Here is a 21,615-nt window from a genome sequence, read left to right on the forward strand (position 1 = left end):
TCTCTCACCTAACCTTATACTTGATGTTCTTCTTTTTCTGATTTCCATTCAATCCACGTTTTCACAAGTAGCGTCACAAGCGCTAGTAATGACATGAGTGAGGCTACAGCAAAGGCTGCGGCAAACTGATACTCGTTATACAAGATTTCCACATGCAGTGGCATCGTATTGGTCATCCCTCGAATTCTTCCAGATACAACGGAAACTGCCCCGAACTCGCCAATCGCGCGCGCATTACATAAAATCATGCCATAAATCAGTCCCCATTTAATTGAAGGTAATGTGACCTGACGGAACATTTGCCAACCATTTGCACCGAGTGAAATCGCCGCTTCCTCTTCAGCCGTTCCTTGTGCCTGCATAACGGGAATCAGCTCACGGGCGATAAATGGTAAGGTAATAAAAATCGTGGCAATAATAATCCCCGGTACAGAGAAAATCATTTTTATCCCCCAGTCCGCTAGCCAGGTTCCTAACGCACCACTCGGACTAAAAAGTAAAATAAAGACAAGCCCTGCAATGACAGGAGACACGGCAAATGGCAATTCAATAATCGATAATAAAATTTGTTTTCCTCTAAATTGAAACTTTGTAATACACCACGCAGCCGCAATACCAAAAATCGTGTTAATTGGCACCGTAATGACTGCAACTAGTAGTGTCAGCTTAATCGCGGACAGTGCATCACTTTCTGTAATGGCTGCAAAATAAACTGCAGCCCCCTGCTCAAATGCTTTTACAAAAATAAAAATAAGTGGCACGAGAAGAAACAGAATTAAATACAAAAACATAGTTGATATTAATACACGCTTCGTCCAGTTCACCGGCTCCTTCTTTTTCACAGTAGCCGTCGCAAGCTCCCCCTCGTATTTTGCTGCCTCAGTATTCACATCGTTTCCCCCCTATTCACTTTGAAATTCATGTCGTCTGCTCCATTTTTGAAGCAAGTTAATAATGATTAAACAAATAAACGAAATAACAAGCATCACTGTCGCAATCGCCGTCGCACCCGCATAATCGAATTGTTCGAGCTTTGTCATTATCATCAGTGGCGCAATTTCGGTTTTCATCGGCATATTCCCTGCAATAAATACAACCGATCCATACTCACCTAAGCCACGTGCAAATGCCAATGAGAAGCCTGCTAATAACGCTGGCAATACTTCCGGAAAAATAACCTTCGTAAAGGTTAAGCGTTTGGAGGCGCCTAAGCTTGTTGCTGCCTCCTCCACCTCTTTTTCCAGATTTTCTAATACTGGCTGCACCATGCGTACAACGAACGGTAATCCGATAAACATGAGCGCAATCGTAATCCCGATTGGTGTAAAGGAAATTTTAATACCAAGATCTGCGAAAAACTGACCAATCCAGCCATTCGGTGCATATAGCGTCGTTAACGCAATACCGGCAACCGCTGTTGGCAAAGCGAATGGCAAATCAATAATGCCATCAATGATTCGCTTTCCTGGGAATGTGTAGCGTACAAGCACCCAGGCAATAATAAAGCCAAAGATGGCATTAAAAAATGCTGCGGCAAATGCCGTTGTGAATGAGATTTTATAGGCATGCATCATTCGCGTACTCGTAGCAACCTTCCAAAACTCACTCCAGCTGAGCTTTGACGTCTCAATAAAAATCATCGATAACGGAATTAAAATTAATAAGCTAATATATAATGTCGTAATGCCCATCGACAGTCCGAAACCAGGCAGAACATTTTTCTTTTTACGCTTTTTCATCACTTAACCGCCCTACTATTCATAGATGGAATCAAACACACCGTCATCAGCAAAGTGTGTCTCTTGTGCCTCTTTCCAGCTTCCGAATTTCTCATCAATCGTGAATAACTGAATATCTGGGAATTGGTCTTTGTATTTTGCTGCAATTTCCTCTGAGCGCGGACGATAATAATTTTCAGCCGCAATTTCCTGACCTATGTCCGTGTATAAGTAATTTAAGTAAGCTTCTGCAACCTCACGCGTACCTTTTTTATCAACTATACGATCAACGACCGCTATTGACGGCTCCGCAAGAATACTAATTGACGGTGCGACAATTTCGAATTGATCTTCACCTAACTCATTAATAGCTAAAAAAGCCTCATTTTCCCAAGCAATTAATACATCGCCAATTTGTTTTTCAACAAATGTCGTAGTAGAGCCACGTGCACCTGAATCTAAAACCTCTACGCGCTTATAAATATTTTCAACAAACTGCTGTGCCTTCGTTTCGTCATTGCCGTATTTCTCAAGTGCATAGCCCCACGCTGCTAAGTAATTCCAGCGCGCACCACCAGATGTTTTTGGATTTGGTGTAATAACCGATACACCGTCTTTCACTAAATCATCCCAGTCTTGAATGTCCTTTGGATTGCCTTTACGTACTAAAAAGACAATTGTCGATGTATATGGTGCTGAATTGTCCTCTAAACGATTAATCCAATCTTCATCTAACAGCTGTCTTTCTGCAATCGCATCCACATCATAAGCTAATGCAAGCGTTACTACGTCAGCATCTAATCCGTCAATTACAGAACGGGCCTGACTACCAGAGCCACCATGTGACTGATTAATCGTCACAGTTTGTCCTTTTTCCTGCTGCCAATAATTCGCAAATTCCTCGTTGAATTCTTTGTATAACTCACGTGTTGGATCATACGAAACATTTAATATTTCAATGGCATCATTTGATTTTGCAGAGCCAGATCCTGCTTCGTCTCCACAAGCTGCTAATAATGCTACCGTGCTTAAAATGATTGCTGCTCTGCTAAAAATTGAACGTTTTTTCATAATAAATTCCTCCTAGTTTCCTCAAAAAATGTATTTATGCCTTTAGTTCTTCTAATCAGCAAATTTAAATTATCCTTACTAACTATGTATGAATTAAATAACACTACTTACTCTCCAAAGGATATAAACAAAAAGGCAGCTCGATATAAGCTGCAATTAAGTTGCACCCTTACATCGAACTGCCTCTAGTTTTCTAGTGAGCTTTAATTCATAGTATTCTAATAAACATTATAATATTTGAATCCCTTTAAATTGTCAAGTTTATTTTTAGATTTTTCTGACATCATTAAGATGTTTGCAAATCCTTAAGCGATTACGCATAATTATTAATAGCAATCCGACATAGTGATTGTATACATACAACTTTTTAAAGGAGGATTTTCCATTGCAAGTATTACAATCCATTGAGCAATTTAATGAACTTAAAAATGGTTCAGCAGTTGTCTTCGAATTTACGGCAGACTGGTGCCCCGATTGCCGTTTTATCGATCCTTTTATGCCTGAGGTCGTAGAAAAATTTGCTGACTATGAATTTGTTAAAGTAAATCGTGATGACTTCATCGATTTATGTATCGAATTAAATGTCATTGGGATTCCGAGCTTTGTTGCTTACGAGCAAGACACTGAGCTAGGTCGCTTCGTAAGCAAAGACCGTAAGACACAAGAAGAAATTGAAAACTTTATTGCTGGTTTAAAATAAAAAATGCTTCAAACGCAAAAACCGCGTTTGAAGCATTTTTTAATTATTTAATGATACCTTCATGCTCTTCGTTTTTCCAAAGCTTGCCTTTTTTCTTTTCACCTAATGCCCAAAAGATAATAACAACTGCTACGACAAGTACAGCAGCAGGTACGCCTAATGTAATTGGCCAGAATAAATTTTCCATTAAAATCACTCCTTATATGCTCATTATGTATACTATCCATTATTCCATCTTATACAATTATTGTAAACATATACAGCGCAATTTAGCAAAAATTCCTTATTTTTCAGAACAATTATTCACGAATTCAACACAAATTCTCTTTAAACAAAGAAAAAACACTTGCTGCATCGTACAGCAAGTGTCTGAGTATTGAGTTATCCGATAGAACCTTCCATCTCAAACTTGATAAGACGGTTCATTTCTACTGCATATTCCATTGGTAATTCTTTTGTGAATGGCTCAATGAAGCCCATTACGATCATTTCTGTCGCTTCTTCTTCAGAAATACCACGAGACATTAGATAGAATAATTGCTCTTCAGATACTTTTGAAACTTTCGCTTCGTGCTCTAAAGATACATTATCGTTTAAGATTTCGTTGTATGGAATTGTATCAGATGTTGATTCGTTATCCATGATTAGTGTGTCACATTCAATGTTTGCACGTGCACCTTTAGCATTTTTACCGAATTTTACTTGACCCATATATGTTACCTTACCGCCTTGTTTTGCAATCGATTTTGAAACGATTGTTGAAGACGTGTTTGGTGCTAAGTGAATCATTTTCGCGCCTGCGTGTTGGTGTTGACCTTTACCTGCGATGGCGATAGATAATGTCATACCACGAGCACCTTCACCTTTAAGGATACATGCTGGGTATTTCATTGTTAATTTAGAACCGATGTTACCGTCGATCCATTCCATCGTACCGTTCTCTTCAACAACCGTACGTTTCGTTACTAGGTTGTATACGTTGTTTGCCCAGTTTTGGATTGTTGTGTAACGGCAGTAAGCGTTCTTTTTAACGATGATTTCTACTACAGCTGAGTGTAGAGAGTTAGATGTGTAAACTGGTGCTGTACAGCCTTCAACGTAGTGTACAGATGCATCTTCGTCTACGATGATTAGCGTACGCTCGAATTGACCCATGTTTTCAGAGTTAATACGGAAGTAAGCTTGTAAAGGCGTATCTAGTTTAACACCTTTTGGCATGTAGATGAATGAACCACCAGACCATACTGCTGAGTTAAGTGCTGAGAACTTATTATCTGTGTAAGGGATTACAGTACCCCAGTGCTCTTTGAAAATATCTTCATTTTCTTTTAACGCTGAGTCTGTATCTTTGAAGATAATCCCCATATCTGTAAGGTCTTGCTTCATGTTATGGTAAACTACTTCAGATTCGTACTGAGCTGATACACCTGCAAGGTATTTTTGCTCTGCTTCAGGAATACCTAATTTATCAAAAGTTGCCTTGATTTCTTCAGGTACTTCATCCCAAGATTTTTGCGTCGCTTCTGATGGTTTTACGTAGTACGTAATTTCATCGAAGTTTAATGATGCAAGGTCCCCGCCCCATTGAGGCATTGGCATTTCATAGAATTTATTAAGAGCTTTTAAGCGGTAATCAAGCATCCACTGTGGCTCATCTTTCATAGTAGAAATTTCACGAACGATTTCTTCTGTTAATCCACGCTCAGAACGGAAAATCGATACGTCCTTATCATGGAAACCATATTTGTAATCGCCGATATCAGGCATTTTTTTAGCCATGTTGTCTCCTCCGTTCATTTAAAAGGTCAAATCGCTCGTTTAGCCGTGATAGACGTTGGAGGTTCCCGACAAGTGTGCTCGCACACGTAGGAAGGAATCGAAAAGTCCGAACGGCTAGCGCTTTAACCTAGATAGATAAAAGTAGAAGAGCTAAGGTGCAAATTGTGCGACTTAGCCTACTACCACTTACTTCATTTCGTTGTTTACGCCTTTTTCCATTGCTTTCCAAGCCAATGTCGCGCATTTAATACGTGCTGGGAATTTTGCGACACCTTGCAGTGCTTCAACATCGCCAAGATCGTATTTTTCATCGTCGAAGTCCTGACCTAGCATCATTTTCGAGAAAATCTCCGCTAGTTCTAACGCTTCGTCTAATTTTTTGCCTTTAACGATTTGTGTCATCATTGATGCAGAAGACATTGAAATTGAGCAGCCTTCGCCGTCAAATTTTGCATCTTCTACGATGCCATCGTTTAGCTTTAATGTTAAATGGATACGGTCACCACAAGTTGGGTTGTTCATATCAATTGTTACTGTATTTTCATCTAAAGACCCTTTGTTACGAGGATTTTTATAGTGATCCATGATTACGGAACGATATAGTTGATCTAAATTATTAAAAGACATCGCCAAAATACTCCTTCGCTGAGCGCAGTCCAGCTACAAGTGCGTCTATATCTGCTTCGTCATTGTACATGTAGAAGCTTGCACGCGCTGTGGCTGATACTTGAAGCCATTTCATTAACGGTTGAGCGCAGTGGTGTCCGGCACGAACGGCAATCCCACTCATATCTAAAACGGTTGCGACATCGTGAGGATGCACATCGTCTAAATTGAATGTTACAAGTCCGCAACGTTCCATTGGGTCACGTGGTCCGAAAATCGTTAAGCCTTCAATCGTTGAGAGATTGTCCATCGCATAGCCCGCTAATGCGTGCTCATGTGCTGCGATGTTGTCTAAGCCGATTTCTTCTAAAAAGTCGATTGCTGCACCTAAACCAATTGCACCTGCAATGATTGGGGTACCACCTTCAAACTTCCATGGTAACTCTTTCCATGTTGATTCTTGTAAGCCTACAAAATCAATCATTTCTCCACCGAATTCTACCGGTTCCATTTCTTCAAGAAGCGCTTTTTTACCATATAGTACACCAATTCCAGTAGGAGCACACATTTTATGCCCAGAAAGTGCTGCAAAATCAACATCTAAATCTTGTACATCGATTTTCATGTGCGGTGCTGCTTGCGCTAAGTCCGCTACCATGATTGCGCCATTTTCATGGGCAATTTTTGCGATGTCTTTGATTGGATTGATTGTACCTAATACGTTTGAAACATACATAACTGAAACGATTTTCGTTTTTGGCGTAATCGTCTCACGTACCTTTTCTAATGAAAGTGTACCATTTGCTTCAAGTTCGATATATTTCAGTACTGCGCCTTTTTCTTTGGCAAGCTGTTGCCACGGAATAATGTTTGAGTGATGTTCCATGTACGTAATGACAATTTCATCGCCCTCGACAATGTTCTGACGGCCATAGCCTGACGCTACTGTGTTTAATGCGGTTGTTGTACCACGTGTAAAAATGATTTCTTGCATTGAGCTTGCATTAATAAACTTACGAACCTTTTCACGGGCGCCTTCATAAGAATCTGTCGCACGATTTCCAAGTGTATGCACACCACGGTGAACGTTTGAATTATCAAGATTGTAGTAGTTAGTTAATGCTTCAATTACTTGAATCGGTTTTTGCGAAGTTGCAGCACTATCTAAATAAACTAAAGGATGTCCATTGACTTCCTGATTTAAAATCGGAAAATAGCTTTTAATCTCTTTAGGTATCATTATCGAACTTTCCTTTCGATAACCTCCGTCAGCTGCTTTTTAACGCCTTCGATTGGAAGGTTCCTAACAACTGGCGCAAGGAATCCATGAATTACAAGGCGCTCTGCTTCTGTTTGAGAGATACCACGGCTCATTAAGTAGTACAGTTGAGTTGGGTCAACACGTCCAACAGATGCTGCGTGTCCTGCTGTTACATCGTCTTCATCAATTAATAGAATTGGGTTTGCATCGCCACGTGCTTTTTCAGAAAGCATTAATACGCGAGACTCTTGTTCAGCATTTGCTTTCGTACCACCGTGCATGATGTGACCAATCCCGTTAAAGATTGATTGTGCGGCATCTTTCATAACACCGTGTTTTAAAATTTGACCGTCTGAGTTTTTGCCCCATTGACGGATTAATGTTGTGAAGTTTAATTTTTGATTGCCGCTACCTACAGTAACCATTTTGAAATCTGAAGTAGAGTTATCGCCGATTAAGTTCGTTGTGTTTTCATAAATTGTATCTGAGTTTGTCATTAAACCTAATGCCCAGTCAATTTTTGCATCGCGTAATGCGTGGCCACGACGACTTACATAAGCAGTGAAGCCTTTTGCTAAGTTATCTACTGCACCAAAAGTAACTTGCGCATTATCTTTTGCGATTACTTCTGTTACAACGTTCACTTGGCCTTTTGCTTCTTCAAATGTAGAGATATATGTTTCTACATATGTTACTGCTGAAGATTCTTCTGCAACGATTAATACGTGGTTGAATAAAGAAGCTTCTGGATTGTCGTTTAAGAATACAACTTGTAAAGGTGCTTCAATCACTACGTTACGAGGAACGTATACGAAAATACCACCGTTTACTAATGCTGTGTGATAAGCCGTTAATTTATGCTCATCTACTTTTACAGCCGTTGTCATGAAATATTTTTCTACTAAATCCGCATGCTCACGAATCGCAGTTTGAATATCTGTGAAAATCACACCTTTATCAGTAAGTTCTTTAGAAACTTTGATAAATGCTGGTGTGTTGTTACGTTGAATATATAAATTTTCTTGTGTTTCAGCATCGATTACCGCTTTCACTTCTGCAGGCACTTCGTCTAAAGAGGCGAAAGGTGCGCTTTCTACAGTATGTGTAGGAAAATCGATGAAATTCCACTTCGAAATATTTGTTCTGTCTGGCTTTGGTAATTCTAGTGTTGTTGCTTTTTCAATCGCAGCGACACGGAAATCAGCAAATGCTGCTGGCTCATTGTTAGTTGTTGAGAACGAGCGTACTTCTTCTGCTGATAACGCTAATTTTGTTTCAACCGTCATCTTCGTCGTCCTCCCTAATTATGCTTCTTCTGTTACCGCGTCAGTATTTTCAATACCTAGCTCTTGTTTGATCCAGTCGTAACCTTCTGCTTCTAAACGGTGAGCTAATTCTGCGCCACCAGATTTCACTACTTTACCTTGCATCATTACGTGCACATGATCAGGTGTGATGTAGTTTAATAAGCGTTGGTAGTGAGTGATCATTAAGCAACCGAAGCCTTCGCCGCGCATTTGGTTGATCCCTTTAGATACTACTTTTAATGCATCGATATCTAAACCAGAGTCGATTTCATCTAAGATACCGAATGTTGGTTTGATCATCATCATTTGTAGAATTTCGTTACGTTTTTTTTCACCGCCAGAGAAGCCTTCGTTTAAGTAACGTTGCGCCATTTCTTCTGGCATTTCTAAGAATTCCATTGTTTTGTCTAATTCACGGATGAATTTCATTAACGAAATTTCATCGCCTTCTTCACGACGTGAATTGATTGCAGAACGTAAGAAGTCAGCATTCGTTACACCAGGAATTTCTGATGGATATTGCATTGCTAAGAAAAGACCCGCTTGAGCGCGCTCATCTACTTCCATTTCTAATACGTTTGCACCATCGATTAATACTTCACCTTGAGTTACTACATATTTAGGGTGCCCCATAATTGCTGAAGCTAACGTTGATTTACCAGTACCGTTTGGTCCCATGATTGCGTGTACTTCGTTTGTGTTAATTGTAAGGTTTAACCCTTTTAAAATCTCTTTTCCGTCGATTTCAACGTGAAGATCTTTAATTTCTAAAGTTGCCATTAAATTACCTCCAAATGTTCATTAGCACAAAAATATTGTGCTTTTTTTGTCATAAACAATCTTAACTGAAATTATTGCTTGTTGCAAATAGTTTAGAATGATTTTAATTAAAAAATCGCTCTTTCTCTGTGAAAACGCTTTATTTTGGTTTGTTTTCACTAGAGATGACGCGTTTCCTCTGAATTTATCATTTTCAATTCGAAAGTTTCAATTGAGAATCAATTTCACTGTTTGCATGTTGAAAAAGTCTGTTACTTTTGACTTTTCAATGTAACAGCCTTAATTTATATTTAGTTCATTATTTTACGATCCGTATTATCTTAATCATTAAATTAATCACCTCACATCAAAGTCATTTTTGACAGACCTTTTATGGTGTCTGCACCCCTTCATATGGGCTTTCTTTAGGAGATTGTTGCGCTTTAATAAGCGTTTGCCATTTACGCTTAATCTCGTCTTTATTAAATAATTCCTGCAATTTCCAAGCTCATATTTCTCACAAAAAATAATATTTCATTTTAAGGCTCCCCCTATTTTTAGAAATTCAATCCATTTCACTTCGCTATTCCCTCATTCTTTTTTTTAGAAAACAGCCCTTTCTTTATTAAATTGTGGACACAAAAAATAGAGTGCCCCAAAAATCAGGGACACTCTATTTATTAAGCGTTGACCGTTTGCTCTTGTAAGTAATAGTGCACACTTGCTGCAACCGCGCGCCCCTCTTTAATCGCCCACACCACTAAGCTTTGACCACGGCGTGCATCACCTGCCGCGAATAAGCCTGGGATACTTGTTTCATAGTCTTTAATCGATGCGCGGATACGGTTGTTTGTAAATTCTACGCCAAAATGCTCTGGTGTTTCTTTTTCTGCGCCTTCAAAGCCAATTGCCACAAACACATGCTGGGCTGGCCATACTTTTTCTGTGCCTGGGAGCTCCTTAAAGTAGTGGAAGCCATCTTCACCTAAGATTTTTTCCATTTGAATCGTGTGAAGCTCTTTCACGTTGCCTTTTACATCCTTCACAATTTTTGTCGTTTGAATGCAGTATTCACGTGGATCACGTCCGTATTTTGCATCTGCTTCTGCATACGCATAATCTAACGTATACACATTCGGGTCTTTTGGCCACATCGTATCCTCTGTACGCGTCGTTGCTTGCTGTGGGTGCTTACCGAATTGGTACACCGAGCGGCATTTTTGACGAAGTGCTGTTGCGACACAGTCTGCACCTGTATCACCACCACCAATGACAATCACGTCCTGACCCGCTACATTTAATGCTTTTTTATCTTTAAATTTTGAATCGAGTAAGCTCTTTGTCACCTCTGTTAAATAATCCATTGCTAAATGAATATTCCCCGCATCGCTACCTTCCATATGAAGCGTACGCTGCTTTTGTGCACCGGTACATAAAATGACGGCATCATACTGCTGCTGCAGCTGTTCTTTTGTAATGTCTTTCCCCACTTCTGTGTTGGCCACAAATTGAATGCCCTCAAGTGATAATAAATTCACGCGGCGTTCAATCACTTCTTTTTCAAGCTTCATATTTGGAATGCCGTACATAAGTAAGCCACCAAAGCGGTCAGAACGCTCGTATACGGTTACCGAATGCCCCATTTGATTTAATTCATCTGCTGCCGCTAAGCCTGCTGGACCTGAACCAACGATGGCTACTTTATAGCCTGAACGTTCCGCTGGGATACGTGGTGTTACCCAGCCATTTTCAAAGCCTTTATCAATAATGGTACGTTCAATAGATTTGATGGCTACAGCTGGATCCGTAATCGCTAGCGTACAAGAACCTTCACAAGGTGCTGGACAAACGCGCCCTGTGAATTCTGGGAAGTTGTTCGTCATGTGTAGACGTTTTAGTGCTTCCTCCCATTGCCCTTTGTACACTAAATCATTCCACTCTGGGATGACGTTGTTAATTGGGCATCCTGCTGCTGTGCCACGAATTTCAATTCCCATATGGCAAAACGGTGTCCCACAATCCATACAGCGTGCACCTTGTGTTTGTAATTTTTCGTCTGGCAGCTTGCTCGTATATTCCTTCCAGCTCGAAATACGCTCTAGTGGTGCTTTTTCTTGAACCTTTTCACGCTTATATTCCATAAATCCCGTTGGTTTTCCCATTAGAACCCCTCCTCTTATTTCGAACTCACAAGCTTTTTCTGACTTTCCGTTACTTCCACAAAGGCTTGCATCGCCGCATTATCATCTGTTAAGCCATTTAATTTATGGCGCTCGATTTTTTCGATAATCACTTTATAATCGGTCGGTACCACTTTGACAAATTTCGGTACCATCAGCTCCCACTTCGCTAACACATCAAGCGCGTATGAACTATCTGTTTCTTCTAAGTGTTTAATAATTAACTGGCGCACCTGGTCGATTTCTGAGGCATCTTCTAACTTTTCAAATTGAATCATTTCCATATTACATTGCGCTTTAAAGTATGCTTCGTCGCTCGGTAGGATGTAGCCAATACCACCCGACATCCCTGCACCAAAGTTTTGACCGACATCGCCTAAGACAATGATTTTACCGCCCGTCATATACTCACAGCCGTGATCACCAATACCTTCTACGACGATATTCGCACCGGAGTTACGAACACCAAAGCGGTGACCCGCGCGTCCGTTAATAAACGCTTGCCCGCTCGTCGCACCATATAAGCACACATTGCCCGCAATGACGTTGCTTTCTTGCTCGCCCTTAATTGGCGCAATGGCAACGACTTTACCACCTGATAAGCCTTTACCAAAGTAGTCATTCACGTCTCCAATAACGCGCATCGCCATACCACGTGGTGTAAACGCGCCAAAGCTTTGGCCCGCATGACCTGTGAACGTTAACTTGATCGTATTGTCCGGTAGACCAACCTCACCATATTTACGTGAAATTTCACTCCCTACAATCGTCCCCATAACGCGGTCCGTATTTTTGATTGGATAACTAAGTTCAATCGCTTCTTTATCCGCAATGGCTTTTTCTACTTTTGGTAATAACTCACGCACATCAAAGCTTTCTGCGATTTGATGATCTTGCTCAACTTGCTTTGTGCGCACTCCTTGCATCTGGTGCAGCAATGCGGATAAATCCAGCTGACTTGCTTTCCAGTGCTTTTTTGAACGCTCGGAAATTTGTAGGACGTCTGTACGACCAACCATTTCTTCTACGGTACGGAAGCCTAAAATGCTCATGTATTCACGCATTTCTTCTGCGATAAAGCGCATATAATTGACGACATGATCGGCGTTCCCCATAAACTTCGCACGTAGCTCCGGATTTTGCGTTGCGACCCCAACTGGACATGTATCTAAGTGACACGCACGCATCATGACACAGCCTAAAACGATTAATGGTGCTGTCGCAAAGCCGTATTCCTCTGCACCAAGTAAGGCTGCCATGACAACATCTTTCCCCGTCATGAGCTTCCCATCTGTTTCAAGTACTACGCGGTCACGCAGGCCGTTTAACATTAACGTTTGGTGCGCCTCGGCTAAGCCTAGCTCCCATGGTAACCCTGTATGTTTAATCGACGTTTTCGGAGATGCCCCTGTACCGCCGTCATAGCCTGAAATAACGATGACGTCTGCTGCACCTTTTGCAACACCCGCTGCAATTGTCCCAACACCCGCTTTTGCGACAAGCTTTACCGAAATACGCGCATAACGATTCGCATTTTTTAAGTCATGGATTAACTCGGCCATATCCTCAATCGAATAAATATCATGATGTGGTGGTGGTGAAATTAAGCCTACCCCCGGTGTTGAACCACGTACATCTGCTACCCAAGGATACACCTTGTTGCCTGGTAATTGACCACCTTCACCTGGCTTTGCTCCCTGCGCCATTTTAATTTGTAATTCATCCGCATTCACAAGATAATGCGATTTCACTCCGAAACGGCCTGACGCGATTTGCTTAATACTTGAACGGCGGTTATCACCGTTCGCATCGAGTACAAAGCGAGCTGGATCCTCGCCGCCCTCCCCTGAGTTTGAGCGTGCTCCTAGCTTATTCATCGCAATCGCCAATGTTTCATGCGCCTCTTTTGATAACGATCCAAATGACATCGCGCCTGATTTAAAGCGTTTCACAATCGATTCTACCGATTCAATTTCCTCCATTGGCAAACGACGCTCTGCCTTTTTAAATTCAAATAGATTACGTAAGAAGCCGATACGCTCCTCATTGGCCATTTCTGCATACATGCGATACAGCCCGTAATCATTTTTACGTGTTGCCCATTGTAGTGTATGGATTGTTTTTGGGTTGAATGCATGATGCTCCCCATCTGCACGCCACTGGAATTCTGAGCCTGATTGTAATTCAGCTGACATCGATTCGAGTGCTGCTGTATGGCGACGCTGTGCTTCTTCACCAATTGTTTGTAAATCGATGCCGTCAATTTGAGACGCTGTTCCTGTGAAGTAATCATCAATCACCACTTTTGAAATACCGACTGCTTCAAATACTTGTGCCCCACGGTAAGATTGGACCGTTGAAATACCCATTTTCGACATCACTTTCACAACGCCATCTGCCGCACCTTTACGGAATTTTTGAACGGCCTTTTCGAATGATACGTCTAAGTGTTTGTTGTCAATGGCTTCTGTAATCGTTGCGTACGCTAAGTACGGGTGAATGGCGTCAACACCAAAGCCGATTAAGGCAGCGAAGTGATGGACTTCACGAGTCTCTGCACTATTCACAAGAATGCTTGCTTTCGTACGTAAGCCGATGCGTACTAAATATTGATGAATCGCACTTGCTGCAAGCAACACGGGAATTGTCAGCTGTTTCGCATCTTCTACATAGTCATTTAATACAATGATTGTGCGACCACCAAAAATCGCCGCTTCCGCTTCTGTTTTAATACGGTTTAATTCATTTTCTAAAGATTCCGTAAATTTTAGTGAGATTTCTGCTACTTCAAAGTCAGCATCCACGTTGTCTAATAGCTTTTCGTACTCGGCTGTCGTTAATACCGGTGTTTCTAAAATGATGCGACGTGCGTTACGAGCTGTCGGGTGCAGTAAATCTCCCTCTGCGCCAAGCATTGTCATTGTTGATGTCACAACATGCTCACGAATTGAATCGATTGGCGGGTTTGTTACTTGCGCAAAAAGTTGCTTGAAGTAATTAAATAATGACTGCGGGCGATCTGATAATACCGCTAGTGGTGAGTCATTACCCATTGAGCCCAATGGATCCTTTCCGTCTTTTGCTAATGGTACGATATATTTTTGTACGTCTTCATACGTGTAGCCATGAATTTTTTGACGCAATGTTAAGTCATTTACGTGTGCTTGTTGTTCTTCTGTCACATCAAGCTTTACCATATTTTCTTCTAACCACTGTTTATAAGGCTGTGCTGCGGCCATTTCTGCTTTAAGCTCTTCATCTGAAATGATTTTTCCTTGCTCTAAATCGATTAACAGCATGCGGCCTGGGCTTAAACGGTCTTTATATAAAATATCTTCCTCTGCGTAATCAACAACGCCTGTTTCAGAAGAGAAAATCACATGGTCGTCCTTTGTAACGTACAGTCGACCTGGACGTAAGCCATTACGGTCTAAAATGGCCCCAATTTGCTTGCCGTCTGTGAAACAAATGGCAGTTGGTCCATCCCAAGGCTCCATTAGGCTTGCGTGATATTGATAAAAGTCTTTACGGTCTTCCTCAATGCGCGGATTTTCTGTCCACGGCTCTGGAATCATCATCATGGCCGTTTCAGCTGGTGTACGACCTGCTAATACGAAAAATTCAAATGCGTTATCCAGCATCGATGAATCGGAGCCAGTTGTATCGATGATTGGTAGAAGCTTTTCTAAATCATCCCCAAACGCTTCAGAAACGAACTGTTGCTCACGTGCACGCATCCAGTTAATGTTACCGCGCAGTGTGTTAATCTCCCCGTTATGGATGATGTAGCGGTTTGGATGGGCACGTTTCCAAGACGGGAATGTATTCGTTGAGTAACGTGAGTGTACAAGCGCGAGCGCCGATACGAAACTTTCATCCTGTAAATCAATATAGAAGTCACTTACTTCCTCAGGCGCTAATAAGCCTTTAAAGACCATTGTCTGACTTGAAAGACTTGGAATGTATAGCTCGAAGCCTTGCTCGTTCGCCCAGTGCTCTAACTGTTTACGAATGACATATAATTTACGCTCAAAGCTTTTTGAATCCGCTACGTTTGACCCAATGAAAACTTGACGAACAACAGGTGCGCTTGATTTTGCGATTTCACTTAAATTTTCTTTATTTATAGGAGCTGTACGCCAGCCGATTAATTGTTGGCCTCCCTCGGCGATTAGCTCATTCATTTTGTGTTCAATTTGTGAACGTTCGTCTGTATTGTCTGTAAAAAACATTTGACCAACGCCGTAAGTACCTTTTTCAGGTAAATTTAGTTCCGGACAATTTAATTTGAAGAAAGCATCTGGAATTTGCACCATAAGCCCTGCACCGTCACCTGTCTTACCGTCTCCCCCACGTCCAGCACGGTGTTCTAAGCGACATAACATCTCTAAACCATTTTTTACGATTTGATGTGAAGGTTTTCCCTTCATATTTGCATACATCCCGATACCACATGCGTCATGTTCAAACTGCGGATCGTACAAGCCTTGTGCTTTCGGTAACTGGTGAAAATTCATAATAATTCCCCCTCATTCTTTCACTACGTATTTACATTTTAAAGTTTTCAAAATAATATAAACAATATATAGTTTGGATAGAAACAATCTACTTTTTAGATGAATGGGGTGGGATTTATGGAATTACGACAATTACGTTACTTTGTCGAGGTAGCAGAGCGCGAACATATTTCCGAAGCAGCAGAGCATCTACACGTTGCCCAGTCTGCGATTAGCCGTCAAATCGCCAACCTGGAAGAGGAGCTCGGAGCGCCACTTTTTGAGCGTGTCGGACGTAACGTCAAACTGACACCGATTGGTAAAACTTTTTTAGAACACAGTATTACCGCACTGAAGGCAATTGATTTTGCCGCCAAGCAAGTAGAGGAATATTTAGACCCTCAAAAAGGAACGATTAAAGTTGGCTTCCCAACAAGCTTAGCCAGTTACGTATTACCAACTGTCATTTCTGCATTTAAAAAAGAGTACCCTGAAATTTCATTCCACTTACGCCAAGGCTCATATAAGTATTTAATTGAGGCCGTAAAAAACCGTGAGCTTAATTTGGCATTGCTCGGTCCCTTACCACCAAAAGATGAATCAATCAACACGACCGTGCTGTTTAGCGAAAGCATTCACGCACTACTTCCCGCAACACACGAACTCGCAAAGCGTGACTCTATCAATTTAATCGATTTAAAAAATGATAATTTCGTATTATTCCCTGAAGGGTATATTTTACAAAAGGTCGCGATTGATGCATGTCGATCAGCAGGCTTTGTGCCATCGATTACTTCTGAGGGCGAGGATATGGATGCACTAAAAGGGTTGGTTGCTGCGGGCATTGGCGTCACACTTTTACCTGAAAGCTCCCTGTACGATTCAACACCACGGATGACGGTGAAGATGCCCATTACAAGTCCAGCCATTCGCAGAACAGTCGGCATTATCGCACCAACATCGCGCGAGCTTGCCCCATCTGAAAAAGTGTTTGTCGATTTTGTGTCTAATTTTTATTCACGGTTATCGAGGTTTCAGTAGAAAAAAGCCATTTCCCGAATTTAGTCTCGGAAAATGGCTTTTGCTTTATAGAGCGATTTAATTATTTACCGTCAACTGGAACGACTGAACCGCCCCATTCTTCAACGATGAAGTCTTGGATTTCTTTTGAGTGTAATGCTTCAACTAATGCTTTAATTTCTTTTGAATCCTCATCACCAGATTGAACCGCGATGATATTTACGTATGGTGAATCACCAGACTCGATTGCAATTGAATCTTCTAATGGGTTAATGCCGTTGTCGATGGCGAAGTTCGAGTTGATTAATACCGCATCGCCCTCTTCGTTATCGTACATTTGGAATAATAATTCTGCTGCTGTATTGTGGTCAAATACGAAGTTTTTCGGATTTTCTACAATATCTTTTAGTTCCGCTGTTGTTTTATCAATACCGTCTGTTAATTTGATTAAGCCTTGTGCTTCAAGTAATGACAGCATACGACCGTGGTCTGCTACAGAGTTTGAAAGTAAAATTGTTGCGCCTTCAGGAAGCTCTTCTAACGATGCATATTTTTTAGAGTAAATACCGATTGGCTCGATGTGAATGCCACCAGCGTTCGCGAAATCATAGTTGAATTCCGTTTTTTGAGCTTCGAAGTACGGAATGTGTTGGAAATAGTTCGCATCTAAGTCACCAGACTCTAAGTTTTGGTTTGGTAACACGTAATCTTGGTACGTTTCGATTTCTAGTGTAATGCCTTGCTCTTCTAAAATTGGTTTTACTTGCTCTAAAATGACCGCGTGTGGTGTGTTTGAAGCACCTACTTTTAATGTCGATTCGTCTTCGCCACATGCTGCTAGCGCAAGCACTGAAGCACCTAATAATACTGAAGATAATAATTTTTTCATCGTTTTTCCCTCTATTCTTTGTTTTTAGCACCAAAACTTCATCGAACATTTTTTATATTCTGGAAATTCACCCTACAGAGGCACCTCTAAGAGATGCATGTCCGAAAAAGCATTGGTTATATAATTACGGCCTAGAAGCCTAACTATCGTTTATCCACTTTTGTTGTAATGAAGTCACCGATGTATTGAATGATAAATACAACGATTAAAATAATGACTGTTGCCATTAACGTTACGTCTGTTCGGTTACGTGAGAAGCCGTCAAGGAAGGCTAAGTTCCCTAAACCACCTGCACCGATAATACCGGCCATCGCTGTATAGCCGACAAGTGCGACTGCTGTTACTGTAATCCCCGAAATCAAGGCCGGTAAGCTTTCTGGCACTAACACTTTCCAAATAATTGTCGACGTTTTCGCGCCCATTGAACGCGCTGCCTCAATCACACCTTTATCAATTTCGCGTAGTGCGATTAATACCATACGCGCATAAAATGGTGCTGCGCCGATAATTAAAGCCGGTAATGCCGCGTTTGCACCACGGATGGTACCGAGTAAAAACTTCGTGAACGGGATTAATAAAATGATTAACACGATAAACGGAATCGAACGGAAAATATTGACGATTGAACCCGTTAAAAAATTCACAATTTTATTCGCCCATAGCTGATTGTCACTCGTTAAGAATAAGACAATCCCAATTAATATCCCAAGTACGAATGTCACCGCTGTTGCGATGGTTGTCATATAGAGCGTTTCATATGTGGCATCCAGCATCTTACCCCAATCGACGTTCGGAAATAACTGATCAATCATGCTCAATCACCTCCGTTTGAATGGCTTGCTTCGTTAAGAAATTTAAGGCTTCCGTTACTTGCGCTTTATCCCCATCAATATGGATGAACAGCGTACCAAATGAACCACCTGTTGTATTTGAAATTTTGCCGTGCACAATATTGACGACAAGATTAAACTCTTTAATAATTTGCGAGATAACCGGTTGCTCGGTTGTTGCCCCAGTAAATGTTAACTTCACGATTTTTCCTGATGGGTAGCTCGCTAAAATTTGCTCGAGTGAGTCTTGCATTTCCTGTGTTTCCCCGGAAGCTTGTGACACGAAGTTTTTCGTAATCGGTGCTTGTGGGTTTTGGAATACCGTTAAAACATCGCCTTGCTCAACCACTTTCCCTGCTTCCATCACAGCGACACGGTTACAAATTTTGCGGATAACGTGCATTTCATGTGTAATGAGCACGATCGTTAATCCAATTTGTTTATTAATGTCCAGTAGTAACTCTAAAATCGAGTCCGTTGTTTCCGGATCAAGTGCGGATGTTGCTTCGTCGCAAAGCAATACTTCTGGGTTGTTTGCTAACGCGCGGGCAATGCCGACACGCTGCTTTTGACCACCTGATAATTGGGAGGGATACGCTTTACCGCGCCCTTTTAAACCAACTAGTTCAATCAATTCATCCACACGCTTTTGACGCTTGTCCTTTGCTACACCGGCAATTTCAAGTGGAAACGAGATGTTTTCTTCCACCGTACGTGACCAAAGTAAATTAAAGTGTTGGAAAATCATACTAATTTTCTGGCGCGCCTCGCGTAGCTGACTACCTGACGCTTTTGCAATATCCTGACCACTTACAATAACGGAGCCAGTTGTTGGCTTTTCTAAGCCGTTTAATAGACGAATCATCGTACTTTTACCGGCACCACTGTATCCGATAATCCCGAAAATTTCACCTTTAGCAATCGATAAGTTTACATCGTCCACAGCTGTTAGTTCACCGTTTTTCGTTTTGTACACTTTCGATATATTTTTTATATCAATCATTGCGTGAACTCCTTTAGCTTGAAATAACCTCTTCGTTATGTTCAATTGTTTGCTTGTTTGAACAATAAAAAAACCTTTCTACCTGATGACAAGTAGAAAGGTTTCGCAAATATATACGTAGAACCGTTCTCTCATCTTTCAAAGTCTTAAACTTTGTGTGAATTGGCACCTTTGCATCGCTGCTGGTTGCCGGGCTTCATAGGGCACTTCCCTCCACCTCTCTTTATAAGAGTAACGCTATTAAGTTTGTTGTTTGACTATTATGAATGTTACTTTAACACGCTGAAGCAAAGACGTCAATTATTTTTTTAATATTTCGTACAAATATGGTACGGATTGAAATGCATAGATTTTTTGTTCGATCTCTCCGTTATTCGAAACGATTAAACAAGGCACACTTTCAATTTTTAGCTCATATGCTAAATCCCCTAAATAGTTGATATTTGCCATACCTAGGGGCAAATCTGGTAGTAATTGCTCAATCACTCCCAAAAATTTCTTGGCCACATCACATGTGCCACAAAGCGGTGTATAAATAAAAAATGCACTTTTCCCTTGTTGCTGTATCGTTTGTTCCCATTCTGGTCTTGTCCATTGTTCCATCAAGATGTCATTCCTATCTAACTAAAAATTTCGCCTGCTGTAATAAATCACGCAGGATGGCTGTCGGTGTTTTCTCCACTTCGATATATTGTGCAGGAATCGTATATTGCTTGGCTTCTGGGTACACTCGGTTCATAAGCTTCCGCAATTTTTCACCATTCTTATCCGCATCAAAAAAAGTTACGATTTCATCATGCTCAAAAGCTTCCAATAAATCAATTAAATCGACTTCGCTAATTGTGCCGTTTGTACAAAGTATCGTTACTTCCTCTGCTAAGATCGGCACTAAACGCAGTTTGTCTGCCCGTCCTTCTACGACAAGACATTTTCTCATGAATGCCACCTCCTATTCAATGAACATAACCAAAAAACGCCAAAACCTAAACATCATAGGCTTTGGCGTTTGAATCTTATTGCTCGATTAATGCTGCGTATGCGTCAACAGCCATTAATTCTTCTAGCTCAGCTTCGTCAGAAAGTTCGATTGTAATCATCCACGCTGTTTCGTATGGAGATTCATTCACGAACTCTGGGCTATCCGATAATTCATCGTTCACAGCTACTACTTTACCTGACACAGGTGCGTAAAGTTCAGAAACTGTTTTTACTGATTCAACACTACCAAATGGTTGATCTTTAGAAATTTCGTCGCCTACTTCTGGTAGCTCAACGAAAACGATGTCGCCTAATTCAGATTGTGCGAAGTCTGTAATACCGATTGTTGCTTTGTTACCTTCAATTTTTACCCACTCGTGTTCTTTTGTATAACGTAAGTCTTTAGGTGTGTTCATGAGAAAACCTCCAAATAATATGTAGTACATTCCACTTCATTTTGCCATAGTTCGTTCGGAAATTCAACGCAATTCGCAGTTTATTTCCAAGTTTCTAAGAAGTCAGACTCCTTAAATCCTAATGTTAATTTTTTACCATCCGTTACAAGTGGTCGTTTGATTAACATGCCATCTGATGCTAAAAGCGATAATTGCTCGTCCTCAGACATTGTTGCTAACTTGTCCTTTAAACCTAACTCACGGTACTTCACGCCTGATGTGTTAAAGAATTTTTTTAATGGTAAGCCACTTTGTTCATAATATGCTTGTAATTGCTCTTTAGAAGGCGTTTGCTCCACGATATGGACGCTGTCATACGCGACACCATTGTCGTCTAACCACTTTTGCGCCTTTTTACACGTTGTACATTTCGGATATTGAATAAATTGAATTGACATTTTTTTGCTCCCTTTGTGTAATGAATTTCCCTTTATTGTAATCGAAATACTTAAACAAATCGAGCAATATTCTATAATAATAAGAAAAGTGCTAAAGCGCCCTCTAAGCCCCGATCGGTCAAAACGCCACATCCATGTGGCATGCCCGAAGTGACTCACATCGTG

At 41.0% G+C, this 21,615-nt stretch carries 20 protein-coding genes and 1 riboswitch; of the genes, 2 read left to right on the forward strand and 18 right to left on the reverse strand.

Annotated elements, in window-relative coordinates; genetic code table 11:
* Positions 1–14: 14 nt before the first annotated feature.
* The 3 genes from cysW to NSQ62_RS16500 are packed head-to-tail and all read right to left on the reverse strand — an operon-like array spanning position 15 to position 2,789.
* Positions 15–842 (reverse strand): sulfate ABC transporter permease subunit CysW, encoded by an 828-nt coding sequence (cysW, locus tag NSQ62_RS16490; RefSeq protein ID WP_341323959.1) that lies wholly within the window; start codon positions 840–842, stop codon positions 15–17.
* A 60-nt stretch (positions 843–902) separates the two neighbouring features.
* Positions 903–1,739, reverse strand: a complete 837-nt coding sequence (cysT, locus tag NSQ62_RS16495; RefSeq protein WP_341321181.1) for a sulfate ABC transporter permease subunit CysT — start codon at positions 1,737–1,739, stop codon at positions 903–905.
* Between the two features lie 15 nt (positions 1,740–1,754).
* A complete protein-coding gene (locus tag NSQ62_RS16500) occupies positions 1,755–2,789 on the reverse strand; it encodes a sulfate ABC transporter substrate-binding protein (RefSeq protein WP_341321182.1) in 1,035 nt (344 codons plus the stop codon).
* A 385-nt stretch (positions 2,790–3,174) separates the two neighbouring features.
* Between NSQ62_RS16500 and NSQ62_RS16505 the strand changes: the two genes are divergently transcribed.
* A complete protein-coding gene (locus NSQ62_RS16505; RefSeq protein WP_341321183.1) occupies positions 3,175–3,489 on the forward strand; it encodes a thioredoxin family protein in 315 nt (104 codons plus the stop codon).
* A gap of 43 nt (positions 3,490–3,532) precedes the next feature.
* Here NSQ62_RS16505 and NSQ62_RS16510 read toward each other — a convergent pair whose 3' ends face one another.
* The 8 genes from NSQ62_RS16510 to gltB form a co-directional block, all read right to left on the reverse strand.
* Positions 3,533–3,676 (reverse strand): hypothetical protein, encoded by a 144-nt coding sequence (locus tag NSQ62_RS16510; protein WP_341321184.1) that lies wholly within the window; start codon positions 3,674–3,676, stop codon positions 3,533–3,535.
* A 194-nt stretch (positions 3,677–3,870) separates the two neighbouring features.
* Entirely contained in the window at positions 3,871–5,268 is a 1,398-nt protein-coding gene (gene sufB / locus NSQ62_RS16515) for a Fe-S cluster assembly protein SufB (protein ID WP_341321185.1), read from the reverse strand.
* Positions 5,269–5,454: 186 nt separating this feature from the next.
* Complete coding sequence (gene sufU, locus NSQ62_RS16520) at positions 5,455–5,895, reverse strand: Fe-S cluster assembly sulfur transfer protein SufU (RefSeq protein WP_341321186.1); 441 nt, start codon at positions 5,893–5,895, stop codon at positions 5,455–5,457.
* Positions 5,885–7,114: a cysteine desulfurase gene (locus NSQ62_RS16525; protein ID WP_341321187.1), complete on the reverse strand. Its 1,230-nt coding sequence runs from the start codon at positions 7,112–7,114 to the stop codon at positions 5,885–5,887. The genes sufU and NSQ62_RS16525 overlap by 11 nt, the downstream gene beginning before the upstream one ends.
* Positions 7,114–8,421: a Fe-S cluster assembly protein SufD gene (gene sufD / locus NSQ62_RS16530; RefSeq protein ID WP_341321188.1), complete on the reverse strand. Its 1,308-nt coding sequence runs from the start codon at positions 8,419–8,421 to the stop codon at positions 7,114–7,116. The genes NSQ62_RS16525 and sufD overlap by 1 nt, the downstream gene beginning before the upstream one ends.
* 18 nt (positions 8,422–8,439) lie before the next feature.
* The gene (sufC, locus tag NSQ62_RS16535) at positions 8,440–9,222 is read right to left on the reverse strand and encodes a Fe-S cluster assembly ATPase SufC (RefSeq protein WP_341321189.1); all 783 of its coding nucleotides are present in this window, start codon (positions 9,220–9,222) and stop codon (positions 8,440–8,442) included.
* A 659-nt stretch (positions 9,223–9,881) separates the two neighbouring features.
* Positions 9,882–11,363, reverse strand: a complete 1,482-nt coding sequence (gltD, locus tag NSQ62_RS16540; protein ID WP_341321190.1) for a glutamate synthase small subunit — start codon at positions 11,361–11,363, stop codon at positions 9,882–9,884.
* A gap of 14 nt (positions 11,364–11,377) precedes the next feature.
* Positions 11,378–15,898 (reverse strand): glutamate synthase large subunit, encoded by a 4,521-nt coding sequence (gltB, locus tag NSQ62_RS16545; protein ID WP_341321191.1) that lies wholly within the window; start codon positions 15,896–15,898, stop codon positions 11,378–11,380.
* 117 nt (positions 15,899–16,015) lie between these two features.
* Here gltB and NSQ62_RS16550 point away from each other — a divergent pair, with 117 nt between their 5' ends.
* Positions 16,016–16,918 carry a LysR family transcriptional regulator gene (locus NSQ62_RS16550; protein WP_341321192.1) on the forward strand — a complete coding sequence of 301 codons (903 nt, stop codon included), beginning with the start codon at positions 16,016–16,018 and terminating at the stop codon, positions 16,916–16,918.
* 61 nt (positions 16,919–16,979) lie between these two features.
* Here the strand turns inward: NSQ62_RS16550 and NSQ62_RS16555 are convergent, their stop codons facing one another.
* The 7 genes from NSQ62_RS16555 to NSQ62_RS16585 form a co-directional block, all read right to left on the reverse strand.
* Positions 16,980–17,786: a MetQ/NlpA family ABC transporter substrate-binding protein gene (locus NSQ62_RS16555; protein ID WP_341321193.1), complete on the reverse strand. Its 807-nt coding sequence runs from the start codon at positions 17,784–17,786 to the stop codon at positions 16,980–16,982.
* 143 nt (positions 17,787–17,929) lie between these two features.
* Entirely contained in the window at positions 17,930–18,598 is a 669-nt protein-coding gene (locus NSQ62_RS16560) for a methionine ABC transporter permease (protein WP_341321194.1), read from the reverse strand.
* Positions 18,591–19,619, reverse strand: a complete 1,029-nt coding sequence (locus tag NSQ62_RS16565; protein WP_341321195.1) for a methionine ABC transporter ATP-binding protein — start codon at positions 19,617–19,619, stop codon at positions 18,591–18,593. The genes NSQ62_RS16560 and NSQ62_RS16565 overlap by 8 nt, the downstream gene beginning before the upstream one ends.
* Positions 19,620–19,747: 128 nt before the next feature.
* A riboswitch (SAM riboswitch) is annotated at positions 19,748–19,851 on the reverse strand.
* Positions 19,852–19,919: 68 nt separating this feature from the next.
* Positions 19,920–20,222 (reverse strand): thioredoxin family protein, encoded by a 303-nt coding sequence (locus NSQ62_RS16570; RefSeq protein WP_341321196.1) that lies wholly within the window; start codon positions 20,220–20,222, stop codon positions 19,920–19,922.
* A 13-nt stretch (positions 20,223–20,235) separates the two neighbouring features.
* A complete protein-coding gene (locus NSQ62_RS16575; RefSeq protein WP_341321197.1) occupies positions 20,236–20,556 on the reverse strand; it encodes a toprim domain-containing protein in 321 nt (106 codons plus the stop codon).
* A gap of 76 nt (positions 20,557–20,632) precedes the next feature.
* Positions 20,633–21,013 (reverse strand): glycine cleavage system protein GcvH, encoded by a 381-nt coding sequence (gene gcvH / locus NSQ62_RS16580; RefSeq protein ID WP_341321198.1) that lies wholly within the window; start codon positions 21,011–21,013, stop codon positions 20,633–20,635.
* Positions 21,014–21,093: 80 nt separating this feature from the next.
* The gene (locus tag NSQ62_RS16585) at positions 21,094–21,450 is read right to left on the reverse strand and encodes an arsenate reductase family protein (RefSeq protein WP_341321199.1); all 357 of its coding nucleotides are present in this window, start codon (positions 21,448–21,450) and stop codon (positions 21,094–21,096) included.
* Between the last annotated feature and the right edge of the window lie 165 nt (positions 21,451–21,615).

The sequence above is a fragment of the Solibacillus sp. FSL H8-0523 genome (assembly GCF_038051985.1).
Taxonomy (GTDB): Bacteria; Bacillota; Bacilli; order Bacillales_A; family Planococcaceae; genus Solibacillus.